This window comes from Acinetobacter sp. Marseille-Q1623 (genome assembly GCF_902809895.1).
In the GTDB taxonomy this organism is placed as follows: Bacteria; Pseudomonadota; Gammaproteobacteria; order Pseudomonadales; family Moraxellaceae; genus Acinetobacter; species Acinetobacter piscicola_A.
Window position 1 is genome coordinate 1 of the sequence record NZ_CADDWG010000004.1, and the last position, 13,458, is coordinate 13,458.

The 13,458-nt window shown below is 34.4% G+C and carries 20 protein-coding genes; 13 read left to right on the forward strand and 7 right to left on the reverse strand.

The window, feature by feature from the left end:
* On the reverse strand, positions 1–617 hold a 617-nt coding region (locus HUV91_RS16415), incomplete at its 3' end, for a MobA/MobL family protein (RefSeq protein ID WP_174494126.1).
* Between the two features lie 170 nt (positions 618–787).
* Between HUV91_RS16415 and HUV91_RS16420 the strand changes: the two genes are divergently transcribed.
* The 3 genes from HUV91_RS16420 (at position 788) to HUV91_RS16430 (ending at position 3,508) form a co-directional block, all read left to right on the forward strand.
* Positions 788–1,258 (forward strand): conjugal transfer protein TraD, encoded by a 471-nt coding sequence (locus HUV91_RS16420; protein ID WP_174494127.1) that lies wholly within the window; start codon positions 788–790, stop codon positions 1,256–1,258.
* Positions 1,259–1,944: 686 nt separating this feature from the next.
* Entirely contained in the window at positions 1,945–2,880 is a 936-nt protein-coding gene (gene repM / locus HUV91_RS16425; protein WP_174494128.1) for a replication initiation protein RepM, read from the forward strand.
* 67 nt (positions 2,881–2,947) lie between these two features.
* Entirely contained in the window at positions 2,948–3,508 is a 561-nt protein-coding gene (locus tag HUV91_RS16430; RefSeq protein ID WP_174494129.1) for a plasmid replication DNA-binding protein, read from the forward strand.
* A gap of 189 nt (positions 3,509–3,697) precedes the next feature.
* Here the strand turns inward: HUV91_RS16430 and HUV91_RS16435 are convergent, their stop codons facing one another.
* Entirely contained in the window at positions 3,698–4,147 is a 450-nt protein-coding gene (locus HUV91_RS16435; protein ID WP_174494130.1) for a hypothetical protein, read from the reverse strand.
* 157 nt (positions 4,148–4,304) lie between these two features.
* Between HUV91_RS16435 and HUV91_RS16440 the strand changes: the two genes are divergently transcribed.
* Both HUV91_RS16440 and nadS read left to right on the forward strand, forming a co-directional pair.
* Entirely contained in the window at positions 4,305–4,625 is a 321-nt protein-coding gene (locus HUV91_RS16440; protein WP_174494131.1) for a type II toxin-antitoxin system RelE/ParE family toxin, read from the forward strand.
* The gene (gene nadS / locus HUV91_RS16445) at positions 4,618–4,890 is read left to right on the forward strand and encodes a NadS family protein (protein ID WP_174494132.1); all 273 of its coding nucleotides are present in this window, start codon (positions 4,618–4,620) and stop codon (positions 4,888–4,890) included. Before HUV91_RS16440 ends, nadS begins: the two co-directional genes overlap by 8 nt.
* 156 nt (positions 4,891–5,046) lie before the next feature.
* Here the strand turns inward: nadS and HUV91_RS16450 are convergent, their stop codons facing one another.
* A complete protein-coding gene (locus HUV91_RS16450) occupies positions 5,047–5,958 on the reverse strand; it encodes a LysR family transcriptional regulator (protein ID WP_078194112.1) in 912 nt (303 codons plus the stop codon).
* 98 nt (positions 5,959–6,056) lie between these two features.
* Between HUV91_RS16450 and HUV91_RS16455 the strand changes: the two genes are divergently transcribed.
* From HUV91_RS16455 to HUV91_RS16470, 4 genes are all read left to right on the forward strand, one after another.
* Positions 6,057–6,665, forward strand: a complete 609-nt coding sequence (locus tag HUV91_RS16455) for an FMN-dependent NADH-azoreductase (protein ID WP_078194113.1) — start codon at positions 6,057–6,059, stop codon at positions 6,663–6,665.
* Positions 6,666–7,251: 586 nt separating this feature from the next.
* Positions 7,252–7,608: a type II toxin-antitoxin system RelE/ParE family toxin gene (locus HUV91_RS16460; RefSeq protein ID WP_174494133.1), complete on the forward strand. Its 357-nt coding sequence runs from the start codon at positions 7,252–7,254 to the stop codon at positions 7,606–7,608.
* Positions 7,601–7,903, forward strand: coding sequence for a helix-turn-helix domain-containing protein (locus tag HUV91_RS16465; RefSeq protein WP_174494134.1), 303 nt, complete (start codon positions 7,601–7,603; stop codon positions 7,901–7,903). The genes HUV91_RS16460 and HUV91_RS16465 overlap by 8 nt, the downstream gene beginning before the upstream one ends.
* 274 nt (positions 7,904–8,177) lie before the next feature.
* Positions 8,178–9,572 (forward strand): GntP family permease, encoded by a 1,395-nt coding sequence (locus HUV91_RS16470; protein ID WP_228721893.1) that lies wholly within the window; start codon positions 8,178–8,180, stop codon positions 9,570–9,572.
* 230 nt (positions 9,573–9,802) lie between these two features.
* On the opposite strand, the gene HUV91_RS16475 is transcribed toward HUV91_RS16470, so the two are convergent.
* From HUV91_RS16475 to HUV91_RS16485, 3 genes are all read right to left on the reverse strand, one after another.
* Positions 9,803–10,141, reverse strand: a complete 339-nt coding sequence (locus HUV91_RS16475; protein ID WP_174494136.1) for a hypothetical protein — start codon at positions 10,139–10,141, stop codon at positions 9,803–9,805.
* Between the two features lie 209 nt (positions 10,142–10,350).
* Complete coding sequence (locus HUV91_RS16480; RefSeq protein ID WP_174494137.1) at positions 10,351–10,662, reverse strand: BrnA antitoxin family protein; 312 nt, start codon at positions 10,660–10,662, stop codon at positions 10,351–10,353.
* Complete coding sequence (locus HUV91_RS16485) at positions 10,649–10,936, reverse strand: BrnT family toxin (RefSeq protein ID WP_174494138.1); 288 nt, start codon at positions 10,934–10,936, stop codon at positions 10,649–10,651. Before HUV91_RS16485 ends, HUV91_RS16480 begins: the two co-directional genes overlap by 14 nt.
* A gap of 362 nt (positions 10,937–11,298) precedes the next feature.
* Between HUV91_RS16485 and HUV91_RS16490 the strand changes: the two genes are divergently transcribed.
* The 4 genes from HUV91_RS16490 to HUV91_RS16505 all read left to right on the forward strand — a co-directional run bounded on the left by HUV91_RS16490 (position 11,299) and on the right by HUV91_RS16505 (position 12,593).
* Positions 11,299–11,538, forward strand: a complete 240-nt coding sequence (locus HUV91_RS16490) for a hypothetical protein (RefSeq protein WP_174494139.1) — start codon at positions 11,299–11,301, stop codon at positions 11,536–11,538.
* 6 nt (positions 11,539–11,544) lie between these two features.
* The gene (locus tag HUV91_RS16495; protein ID WP_174494140.1) at positions 11,545–11,784 is read left to right on the forward strand and encodes a hypothetical protein; all 240 of its coding nucleotides are present in this window, start codon (positions 11,545–11,547) and stop codon (positions 11,782–11,784) included.
* Between the two features lie 163 nt (positions 11,785–11,947).
* Positions 11,948–12,229 carry a hypothetical protein gene (locus tag HUV91_RS16500; RefSeq protein ID WP_174494141.1) on the forward strand — a complete coding sequence of 94 codons (282 nt, stop codon included), beginning with the start codon at positions 11,948–11,950 and terminating at the stop codon, positions 12,227–12,229.
* Positions 12,230–12,290: 61 nt separating this feature from the next.
* Entirely contained in the window at positions 12,291–12,593 is a 303-nt protein-coding gene (locus HUV91_RS16505) for a hypothetical protein (RefSeq protein ID WP_174494142.1), read from the forward strand.
* Positions 12,594–12,640: 47 nt separating this feature from the next.
* Here HUV91_RS16505 and HUV91_RS16510 read toward each other — a convergent pair.
* Positions 12,641–13,458 (reverse strand): MobA/MobL family protein (locus tag HUV91_RS16510; protein ID WP_174494143.1); only part of this gene is annotated, 818 nt, incomplete at its 5' end.

The window sequence follows — 13,458 nt, forward strand, 5'->3', positions numbered from 1 at the left end:
CCTTGATCAGCAAGACTACGATGATCCACCCGGTCTGCATGTCCATATTCGGCTAAAAACGCATTCTGTAGATCTGCAAAGCGTTCTCTTAACTCAACCAATTCAGTTTTACGCTGTTCTGCGCTCCTAGCAGTATTGGACTTCTGACAACCGCCACGTTCAGGATGCTTGCTGTTATAACGTTTAAAAAACTGATCTGCACCTCGATCTATCCCATCCTGTATCCGTTCACTAAACATAATATGGGCATGTGGTTGTTCCCCGCCTTCAATACTGGCTTTGGGATTATGAATCGCCCAAGTATAGGCATGCTGATCCCCTAATTCCTGTTCGACAAAGACTTGAACCAGATCCTGCCGTTGCTTAGGTGTGAGTTCTCTTGGTAAAGCAATTTCAATTTCTCGGTAAGTTGCACCATTTTTTCTTTCAAACTCATCGGCACATTGCCAAAACAAATTTGGGTTGCCCTGCGCCCATTTGGGCATATTGCCATGTTCAACCGCTTCCAGTTTTTCTTGATGCTTGACCTTGTATTCACCCTCACGTTCAATATATTCAGCATGTGCCAACGCCTTACCTTTGCCACCCACTTTGACTGATAAGTGATAACTTGCCATGTTTGCTTGTGCCTGTGCTTATGCTGTTGGGAGTACAGAGGGTGAAACCCTTTGTCGCGCTTAGGTTTCTTGACGAAGTCAGAAACTACTAAGTGCGCATGCTGAATTTTAGCACGCTTTCAAATCCATGCTACACTCAAATCAAGATGCACGCTTATGATGGTATTTGTATGACAAGCAAAACTGAATTACCCAATGGACACTTACAATTCTTAAAAGCACTGTCACGCCCCACCGACTACCAAAAACTCCTCATAGAACTCTATGAAAAAACCGAGCGCAGTCCCATCGAAGAGAAAAAACTGTATGCCCTGATCCGCACCGAAAAAGCCAATATCCGAGCCAACAAAGCCAAAAAGGATATGCAGCACTTACTCAATGCCGAGAACAAAAAACAACAAGCACAGCAACGCAAAGACCGAACCAAACGCTTGATTGAACTGGGTGCATTATTCGATATTGCCCATCTCGGACACCATGACCCTGCCACATTGGTTGGCATGCTGAATAACATCAGCACTGCAATCGCACCAGACAGCGATAAATGGACGAATTGGCACAAACAAGGGGTTTCTATCCTCCACGAACGAAAACAGGCTAAAAACGCAAAACAAGCGCAATCAGAGGATCAAAATCACTAATCTCAGCAAAATAGATCCATTTAAAACACAATGCAGTTTTTCAAAATCCCCAAACAAGATCATTTTAAGGGAGGTGTATTTGTACACCTAATCCGCTCAATCAATCTAAGACATCAAGATAAGTGACTGTAACCTATAAAAATATGGAATGAATCCTCAATTATTAAGTGAGTGTCTACGAGCGACACAAAGAAAAGTCGCGCCTAGACCCTCTGAAAAACCGCTTTTTAAGGCTGTATAGCCTAAAAAAGTATAAATCACATGCTTAAATTAGCTCCTAGACCGAGCGAAGCGAGCAAAAAGCTTGATGAGCGAAGCGAATTCATTATGCTCTTGCCTTTGCTTTTGCTCTTTTTAACTTCACGAAAACATGAACCAAAAAATTGCCCTTAGAATCGAGCGAAAGCGAGATTCAATAGAGTTTGAGCGTAGCGAAAACATAGGGCAATTTTTAATGACCTGGGTTTTTAATAATTTTTAATAGTTTTTAAAAGCTTTTAGCTAAGCTGAAAGCCTTATATATCAATAGATATAAACTTAATACCACACCAAAAAGTCACCTATACCACACCAAAAAGTCACCTATACCACACCAAAAAGTCACCTATACCACACCAAAAAGTCACCTATTTACACCATAAACTAATGATGGTGTAATAATACTAAATAAAATTATGGTGTATTTAATGCCTACAAATGAATTAGTAGTAAAAGACAATGCATTAATTAATGCTAGCTACAATCTAGATACTGTAGAACAACGACTCATTCTGCTTGCTATTTTGCAAGCAAGAGAGACGAAAATTGGTATTGATGCGAATACAAGATTACGTATTCATGCTAGTGATTACATGGATAGATTTAATGTAAATAAACACGCTGCTTACAAAGCCTTAAAGACTGCTGTAACTAATCTATTTGGTAGACAATTTAGTTATCAAACGACTGATGAAAGAACTGGAAAACAAAAAAAAGTAATTTCTAGATGGGTTCAAAATATTGCATATATTGATGATGCAGCCACATTGGAAGTTACATTTACATTAGATGTTGTACCTCTTATTACACGTTTAGAAAAACAGTTTACTAGCTATCAACTCAAGCAAGTAACACAACTCACGGGAAAATATGCTATTCGTATTTATGAATTATTAATAGCTTGGCGAGAAATTGGCAAAACTCCAGTATTTGAAATTTCTGATTTTCGTTCGAAATTAGGCTTAGGCATTGATGATTATCCAAGAATAGATACATTTAAAAGACGTATCTTAGAATCAGCGATTAAACAAATTAATGAACACACAGATATTATTGTAAAGGTAGAACAACATAAAGAAGGACGCTCCATTTATGGTTTTTCATTCTCGTTTAAACAAAAAAAATTGACAAAAAAACAATTAGAAGCGACTAAAGATCCAGATCCTTTAGAACTTTGTTTAAAAATGACAGATGCTCAACGTCACTTATTCGCTAATAAACTTTCAGAACTTCCTGCAATGAGTCAGTATTCTCAAGGTACGGAAACCTACCCACAATTTGCTATACGTATTGCTGAGATGCTAAAAGATCCAAATACCTTTAATGAACTATACCCTTATTTAAAAATGGTTGGCTATCGCTAACTTGATGATGTAACGTTACATGTAAACATAATGTTTTTTTTATACAGATTTTTACTTGGGTTACATAATGAAAGCTTTATCAGTTATTGAATTAGCTCAGCTCTATGGAATGAATCGGCAAAGTATTTATAAGCGTATAAATAAAGGAGATTTATCTAAAAATAGTGATGGTAAAATAGACTTATCAGAAGCTATACGAGTATTTGGTGAACCATCAGAAAAAAATAATAATGTAACAACGTTACAGTCTAGCTCGGTACAAAAAGAGACAGAAGTAGACATGTTGAAACAGCAGGTAGACATACTAAAAAAACAATTAGAACTTGCACATGATCGTGAGGTATTTCAAAGAGAACAACTAGAAGCTAAAGATAATCAAATTGAAGCTATGCAACGCTTATTGGAAGCACCCAAAACGAATATGACTATGTTTACTGATCAAAAATCTGAACCTGATATAGCACCATCTATCGACCCAGAAGTAGACATAGCTGTACCAGAAGAAAAAACAGCATCTACACCAGAGTCTATTGAAAATCAAAATATTCCAGTGTCAAAACGCATTGAAGAAAAACCCAAAAGAAGAGGGTTATTAGGGCGTTTAGCAAAAGCCGTTTTTGATAATTGATTATTCACTGTAGCTAATCAAAATTGTGGAACATTGATCAAAGAATAGGCGTGGAACATGAAGAATACATAAAAAAGCCCGACTTGTACAAGTCAGGCTTTTTTATGTATTGCAAGCAGCTGATTTAAAACAGATAACTGATTGCATTTCGCATAAGGTGTATTATGTTAATTTTAGTAAATCTTAACCTTAAATAACTTCAAAAAACTCTTGTTGTATACCTAGTTTTCCATCTTTGTATTCAATCATATATATTTTTATATCTTTAAAAATTCCTTGATAAGTAATTGCAATTAAATATAGTTGTTGAAAATCATCTCCTTTCTCATACAATTTTATATCAGAGACTTTTTTCCAATCAAAATGTGCACTGTTTCCAACAGAACATGGTTGATAATAGGCTTCATGATTATGCCAATATTTTTCAAAAATTTTTCTTTTTAAATCAATTAAATAATCCATATCTGCATTTTCATATTTATCGCCAATATGCATTTTTTCAACTTCATACATGTCTGCATAATATGATTTTAAAAAGTCAGTGATAATTTGTTCTTTATGTTGTCGTATCGCCTCAGCATTCGTTATTCTATCAACCATATTTGAAAAGCTTAGTAGAATCTCAATATCTTCACGCATTTAAAATTCACATCAAAATTAAAAAATAAGAATATCTTAGTGTTAATTTGTAGTCCATTTAACATAATGGGGGTTATCCGAAGTGAGAGTTTATAGCTCTCGCTTTTTTATTTTCAAATTGCTATACTTTTTGTACGCCATTGACGTATATTAACTTATGTTATTTATTGAAACCAGTATTTTTACCAAGCAAATCAAAGAGCTTGTCACTGATGAGGAATATCGTCAGCTACAGCAAGATTTATTGGTACAGCCTGACAAAGGCGATGTAATTAAAAATGGTGGTGGAATACGTAAAGTCAGATGCGCTCAAGGTAACAAAGGAAAAAGTGGCGGTATCCGTGTAATCTATTATTGGGTTTCAGAGGATGACCATATTTTCTTTTTAGTGGCTTATCCTAAGTCTGTGAAAGATAATTTAACGGATAAGGAAACAGCTATTCTGCGTCAATTAGTGAAGGAGCAACTTCATGGATAATAATTTATTTGATGACCTCGTTTCTTCGATTAAAGAAGCAGGGGCAATTAAGCGTCAAGAGATTCAGGCAAGTCGAGTCACAGAACTTGAATTACCTGATATTAAGGAAGTACGTGAAAAAACCGGTTTGAGCCAAAATGAGTTTGCTGCACGTCTTCATATTAGTCCTCGTACCCTACAAAACTGGGAACAAGGTCGTAGATACCCGACTGGTCCAGCAGCAACTTTGATTCGCATTTTAGATACTCATCCAGGTCTTATTTAAAATAATTAATAGAAATGGGAGCTTTATAGCTCCCATTTTTAACTTCGGATAAGGTGTATTATGTTAATTTTAGGAAAGCTTAATAAATCCGTGTTTAAAAATTAAACTAGAAAGATTTTGTATTACTATCAATTTAGAATTCCTCTCTTATAAATCTTATTTAATGACGCTATCTTTTTGTATTGATGAAGCTATTTTATCAATGGTAGTACGAACACGTATTGGTAAGAAATTTGATCTTTTCCATACAATTTGAATAGGATAGTTAGTACTTGAATAGTTAGTAAGTAGGTGTATTAATTGACCACTTTGTATATATTCTTGAATCAACCAGGAAGGTAACCAACCAATTCCTCCATGCATTAGTACATAATCTAATATGCTTTTTATGTCATCCATTTGAACTTTATTTTTTGGCAAATATTTCATAGTTTTATGATGAGAACTTTGAAATATCCACTTTTCAAGCTGCCCATTTTTCAAATATCCAATAGTCTGATGGTTATCTAAATCTTTGATACTCTCAGGAACCTGGTATCTTTTTAAATATTCAGGTGTGGCACAGAGCCACATTGCATGCTCAGAAATCTTTTTAACCATTAATTGACTATTATCTTCTAAATTACCAATTCTTATCACTAGGTCATAATTATCTTCAATTAAATCAATATAACGATCATTAAAAGAAAGAACCATATTCAAATTTTGATGTTCATCTGCTAAGTCTCTTAATATCGGAACTATGAACTTTTGTCCAAATAATACAGGCATAGAGATACGTATCATTCCCTGAATGTTTTGATTATTACTTTCAAATAATGTCTCAGCTATTAATAATTCTTGTACAGCCCGCTGGCTATGTTCATAGAAAATACTACCTTCTTCTGTGAGAGCTAAATGACGTGTATCTCTGTTAAAAAGTACTACTCCGAGCTGTACCTCAAGCTTTGAAATCATCTTACTGACAGCGGAACGAGTCAGATGTAATTTTTCTGATGCTTTAGTAAAACTTCCTTGTTCAACAACACTAATAAATGCCATCAAACTTTTCAGATCATTAACACGCATATTAGTTCCAATTGGGAATCAATGAGTTGATTTATTATCACTTTTGTATCCAATTTATCAATGATAATCTAATTAAAATTCATATTAGGAACCTTACTATGAACAGAATTTTAGTTATCAAATCTAGTTTTATGCAGGAAAAATCTCTAAGTAATCAGCTCATTAATAAATATTTATATAGACGTAAGCAAAGTGGTTATGTTGACCAAATAATTGAACATGATCTAGGAGCTATGAACTTACCAGTATTAAACTTAGAGATATTTAATGCCTTACGTGGAGAGGCGAATGAAAAACCTGAGGTAAAAGCAGCAGTAGCTCTCTCTGATCAATTTATTCAAGAGCTGAAAGATTGTGATCTATTATTGATTGCAGCACCAATGTATAACTTAAATGTACCAACCCAATTAAAAAACTGGTTCGACTTAATTGCACGAGCACGAGTAACTTTTCAATATACAGAAACCGCACCCGTAGGATTAATTAAAGGTGTTAAATCAATTATCTTTAGTTCACGTGGTGGTTTTCATCAAGATCTTCCAACAGATGCTGTTACAGCATATTTAATAGCAGTATTAGGATTAATTGGTATTGATAAGGTAGATTTTATATATGCTGAAGGCACTGATATTAAACCATTAGGGAAATCTAAAGCACTTGAATTAGCTTCACAGCAAATTGCTTTACAAACGAACGTAGGATTGTAAGTATATTCTTCCTTATGGCAATGAAATTATAATTTTCTATTGTTCTAAGGTTCCTATTTAACATAATAGCCGTTATGCGAAATCGTTTTGTAATAACCCTGTAATATCAATTAATTAGCATCATTCAAAAATTCAAAAAACCACACAAAAGCCGACCTCGTTACATGTCGGCGTTTTTTTAAACGAAATTGTCATTTTTTGCCTATAAAATAGGTTAAAAAATGATCAATTTTAACTTTTTCTGAATTCAATCAAGACTTATAGTGGTTAAAATATCCACAAAATGTGCGGATAAATCTAAGGATAATTTTTAAGCTTTGTAAGCCACAACGTACAACATTTTAAGGTATTGGCGAATAGCCAGATCCCCTCTAATTTTCTATCATGAACACATAGCGAGCAGGATGCTCCAAAGCATAAAACAATCATAATAAGCAAAACACCAGGATCGTGAGGGATGACAGGAGTTGACCCTAAGACGCAAATACGAAAAACCCCGACAGGATGTCGGGGTTTTTTATTGCCATTTGCAAAGTCATTCAATCATCTTTAATATATAGACTATAATCTATATTATGGTTGTGATATGTGGACAGTCATTACAACGGATCTGTTTAACGAATGGCTTGAACAGCAAGACGAATCAACACAAGAGAAAGTCTTAGCAGCATTAGTCGTTCTGCAACAGCAAGGACCAGGTTTAGGTCGTCCCTTAGTTGATACCGTCTACGACTCTAAATTTACCAATATGAAGGAACTACGTGTCCAACATCGAGGTAAACCACTCAGGGCATTTTTTGCATTCGATCCATTACGACAGGCTATTGTGCTGTGTATTGCTGATAAGAGTGGTAAAAAGCGTTTTTATACAGAGATGCTAGCTATTGCAGATCAGCAATATGAACTTCATCTCTCAAGTTTAGGAGAACAATCTGATGGCTAAGACCCTACAAGAATTATTAGCTAGTCGCTCTCCAGAGAGCCAAGCTCGTATTCAACAAATAGCAGATGAGTTATTGCTAGAAAATCAGCTTTACTTGATTCGTGAAGAATTAGAAATTTCTCAAAAAGAATTAGCTGAAACCCTGGGTATTAAACAACCTTCTCTTTCGGCTATTGAAAATCGTGGGAATGATTTGAAAATTTCAACGATGAAAAAGTATGTTGAAGCGATGGGTGGCAAACTTCGTATTGATGTAGAGCTTCCAACAGGAAAGCATATAGGATTCAATGTTTAATAATTAAAATGGGAGCTATAAGGCTCCCATTTTTAACTTCACATAAAATATTTATTAAATAAAAAAGAACCTAGATAGGATTTTTATTTAACGGATAAAATGAATTATTAATCTAATAAAATCAATTTATTAATTTTAAAATCACTATGCTAAGATGAAACTGCCTTGCATCACTGCCTTAGCATTAAAACAATGTGATCTCAATAAGGCAGCCATGATTCAAGGTATTTTAGAAAAAACGTTATGGATAACGACAAAATAAATACAGGGAGAAATAATGGACACTTTAGCAATCCTCATCTCATTGGCATTACTAATGTTTTTTGCCTATAGAGGTATTTCAGTACTGATTTTGGCACCAATTATGGCGGCTATTGCCATCTTACTTTCTGGTGACATGCTATACATGATGCCGCAGTACACTGAAACCTTTATGTCGGCTTTGGGCGGCTATATTTTAAAGTTCTTTCCTATTTTTTTACTAGGTGCTTTATTTGGACAACTAATGGTTGATTCAGGTGCTGCATCCAGCATTTCAAACTGGATCATGAATAAATTAGGGTATAACCGAGCTATTTTGACCGTGGTATTAGCATGTGGTGTATTGACTTACGGTGGGGTATCACTGTTTGTGGTCGCTTTTGCTATTTACCCCATTGCCAAATCTATGTTTCAAGCAGCAAACATTCCAAAACGGTTAATTCCAGGTGCCATCGCTTTGGGCTCATTTACCTTCACCATGACCGCTCTACCTGGCTCACCTTCCATTCAAAATGCGATTCCTATTCCTTTTTTTGGGACTAATGTATTTGCTGCCCCTGGCATTGGTGTCATTTCCGGTTTAATTATGTTTGGTTTGGGCTGTATGTGGTTACAAAGCCGTGCCAGTAAAGCCTCTAAAAATGGCGAAGGATACGGTATTGATACTCAAGAAGCAGAAAAGTTAGAAGCTTGCGTAACCTCTAAAGGTGAAATGCCAGTATTCTTGGCATTTTTACCATTGCTGTTGGTTATTGGGGTAAATGCTTTGTTCACTTACATTCTTTTTCCAAGCATGGACTTCAGTTCTTTCAAAGAACTCTATCCAAAATTAGATCCTATCAAACAAACAGGTTTGTGGGCATTGGTTATTGCTTTGGTAGTAGCATGTTTAAGTTTGATTTTATTACGTTTAGGCAAGTGGAATAACTTAAAAGAAACCGTAAATAAAGGTGTGTTGGGTTCAATGTTACCAATTTTCAACACAGCTTCTGAAGTGGGTTATGGTGCAGTCATTGCATCATTGACTGGCTTCGTAATTATCCGTGACATGGTATTAAATGTATCAAGTAATCCATTAATTTCTGAAGCCATCGCCATGAACATTTTGGCAGGCATCACTGGTTCTTCTTCTGGCGGTATGTCGATTGCTTTATCGACTTTGGGCGCCGATTACCTGGCGATGGCGACTACTGCTGGTATTAACCCTGAATTATTACATCGTATTGCGGCATTGGCGGCAGGCTGTCTAGATACCTTGCCTCACTCAGGTGCGGTTATCACTTTACTGGCTATTTGTGGCATGACACATAAACAATCTTATGGCAATGTGGCAATGTGTACGATTGCCATCCCAATGGTATCAGTTGTTATAGCGATTACTTTGGGTACGTTTTTTGGCTCATTCTAATTTTTTCTATTTACAGGATGCTATAAAGCGTCCTGTATTTATTTTCAAGAATTAAATATGAAATTTAAATGGTGAGTAACAATCTAATTTCGCATAGGAGATTTTATGTTAAATATAGATCATATATTTATAGATATATGATTAGAGTCTGTTGAAATTTAATAATGGTAGCCAGATAGCTGCCTAAAAAATTCTAAGTGGGAGTCTCCTGTTATTTCAGCACGCATCAATCATTTAAAATAACCTAAAGCCTTTAACTTAGGACCAAATTTTTTATTAAAATAAATTATTGAAAAACTAAAAATCAATGCAAAAAAAATCAAAATAAAAGCAAAATAAATATTGTTTTGATCAATATATATATGGAAATCATCTACAAACTCATGAATATGAAAAAAAGGAAAAATTAAAGCAATCGCAACCAGCAAATAGAATAAAAAACTAAATAGCACTTTAAAAAAACGACCAAGAATACTTACTTTGATTAAAGCTTTAGCATACAAATTTAAAATTAAAATGATATAAATCATATATAACAAGAAAAACATAGCAGTTTTAAACCAAATCATTAACTATCTCACTAATTATTTTGCACAAGATGGCAAGGTTATTTTACCCTCTAGTAATGCCCCTGCTAGTTTGTCTGGAGTTCGATTAACTCCAGACGTACCCAATGGTTTATTCATCACTTCTATTTCTTTCTAGTGAATTATTGATACTCACACAAAATTTTTCTCACATATACGAAGTCAAAAATGGGAGCATTAGCTCCCATTTATTAATGATTCTTTAAGTCTTGCAACATCGCTTCACGCAAAATCTTATTCATACGTGTCTGATAGCCTTTCCCTTGAGCTTTTAACCATGCAAGTACATCAGCATCAAGGCGAACAGAAGTCTGTTGCTTAACTGGACGATAAAATTGCCCATGGCGAACAGCATTGCTCCAGTCGGTAATTTCGGGAATATCAGATAAGTCTAATTGTTCATCTGGTACAGTTCCCTTTGCAAGCAAGCGTTTAATTTCAGCATCTTGCTTCTCACCAAATTTCTCATTCAGCTCTTTGCGTGTATATCTAACCATGCTCATATTGATTTCGCTCCGCTTTGGTGACTTGCCTTGCACTAATGATTCGTATGATTTCACAGTCATCTTCATCAAAGATGGTATGAGCCACTAATAACATCAGTACACCTTTAACCATACCAATAGTTTGCCAATGTTCTTCACCATTGGTATGTCGATCTTGGATTGAGATTCTTAAAGGATCATCAAAAACGAGGCTTGCCGTTTCAAAAGATACATCATGTTTTTTCTGATTCTTTTGGTTCTTAGCCTCATCCCATTCGAAATACAGTTCCATAAAAAACATTCAAATTTGTATATACAATAATGTATCACAAAATTGTATAACTCAAGTTGAGAAGCGTAATTTTTAGTCAAATTTATTGGCAAGAACTATCAAAACTGCTCATAAAAAATCCGACTTGTTTCCAAGTCGGCTTTTGAACATCATCGAGCAAATAATTTATATTATAAGTTTTTGATTTTTATATGTTTCAATTTGTGCATTTCGTATAAGGCCCATTATGTTAAATGGAGGGTGATAAATAACTTTTTGAAAATATAAATTTACAATTTCAAAAAGAAGTATCTTGATTAATTACTAATACTAAATACAATTTTAACAAAAGGTAAAAAAAATAAAATATGAAGGTGGTTATGATGTTAAAAAAAACCCTTATTCTTTTTACAATTATTGCTGCATCAGCAACAGCTGTACTTGCTGACAATAATAATGAAAAAAAAGAAAATACTATTTCTCCTTTTGCAACCAGTTCATATTGTCAGGATCAATATCAACGTTGTACTGCTCGATTATCTCCTTATGGAAGTGCACAGCAATTTCAATGTTATGATGCTTTTAGATATTGCCAAGCTCAAGGATCATTTATAATTAGGTAGGTTAATATGAATAAAGAAAGTCTCGAATCTTTATATAAAAGTATTCAGGAAATAGGCAGTGAAGTTCAAGAGTTAGCTAACAAACTTACTTTTATTGAAGAGTTAGATCCAGACTTTACGCTAATAGAGATTGCTAAGATGCATTCTAGCCTATTAAATATTAGCTCTAAAATTTATATTTTGAGACCTGATTTAGTTCCAGAACATTTAAAAGATTGTGAATGGACTGACTATATTCCACAATAAAAATTATTTGTGAATATATAAAATATTAATTAACTATTTCATATGGTTAACTAATGGTTTTCTTATAGAAATATTATTTTTAAAAGTCTTATATTTTATAAATCATAGCGTCTATAAGTTTATTTTTATTGAATATAATATTTAGTTAAATAAAGGTGAAAAAATGAAATTCAAATTATTTATAGCTTCAATTCTATTAACATTTTTATCATTAAGTACTTTAGCAAATGCGGACTCTTGGGGAACTACTGAAGGTCCACCAAAATGGGGGCCATGGTATCTATATCAATCAAAACCAATAGGTTATTGGATTGAATGTACATTTAAAAGAAAGGAAATTAAAGATACATCTAGTAGTAGTGGAATGAGTTCCATTAGAACAGAAACTCAAGTTATAAATGTTGCTAGATATCCATATGGTAGATGTCCAGATTCTCTTGTTTAATTAACTTCATAATATAAAAGCAATAATTATTGCTTTTATATTATTTATTTAAGGAAATAAAATGAAATTCATATATATATTATTAGCTTATTTCTCGTTTGGTTTGATAAGTTTATCATATGCAAGTTCAACAACAAATAGTATAAGAACTTCAGCTGGTCAACTTATTAGTATTGGTGATAGCTACATTCATATGGTAGATAAAATTCAACAAGAACCATTACTTAGTAGAAGTTATGAAGTAAAAAATCAATCAGAAAAATATACCGTAAATGAGTTAACTTATCTAATCGATAATGTTTATTATACAATTTCTATTATTAATGGATCTATTAAAGAAATTAAATGGGATAGAAAGAATTAAGGTACTATACCTTATGCTAAACTCTAAAATTTAGTCATGACTAAATTTTACATCCTCATCCCATAATCCCGATCATTGTCTTGATCCTTTTGATTTTCCTTTGCCTTTTCTCTTTCTTGTTGCTGTTGATACGCTTTTAATTGAGCCACAGCATTTAAAAGTTCCTGCGCCTTTTTAAAATTCTCATTTAAATCAGGATGATTCTTTTCAATATGTCGAATTACAACCTCACGCCCGAAACGCTCATCAGATACAAACCGTGACCGTTTTTCAGTCTTGGTATGCTCATGCAAGGCACCAATGTCTTGATGCTGTCGAACCAACTGTTCACGCTGTTCTTCCCACTCAGTACGACCAAACAACATCGGCTTATTCTGATCCAAATTTTCAACTTGCTGACGAATCCCGGCACCTTGCTCCTTATACTTTTTCAACTCCTGCTTAATGGTCTGATCCACATATTGAATCCGGTATTTTTCAAACAACTGCTGATATTCGGCAGTCGTTTGTTTGGCTTCCGCTATTTTCTGATCCACAATTTCTTGCTTTTGTGCGTGGGTTAAAGGCTTTGGCTGCTCTTGTTGCTGTTCCCGATCCAACATTGCCAAATGTTGTGGTAAATACTCAAGGTGCTGATCCAAAGATTGATTGGCTTCCCGATACGCCAATAAAAAATCTTTTGAGGTCTGTTTTTGACTATCAATCCATCCCAAATGCTTTTCAGGGCTTCGATCAATACCTTGATCAGCAAGACTACGATGATCCACCCGGTCTGCATGTCCATATTCGGCTAAAAACGCATTCTGTAGATCTGCAAAGCGTTCTCTTAACTCAACCAATTCAGTTTTACGCTGTTCTGCGCTCC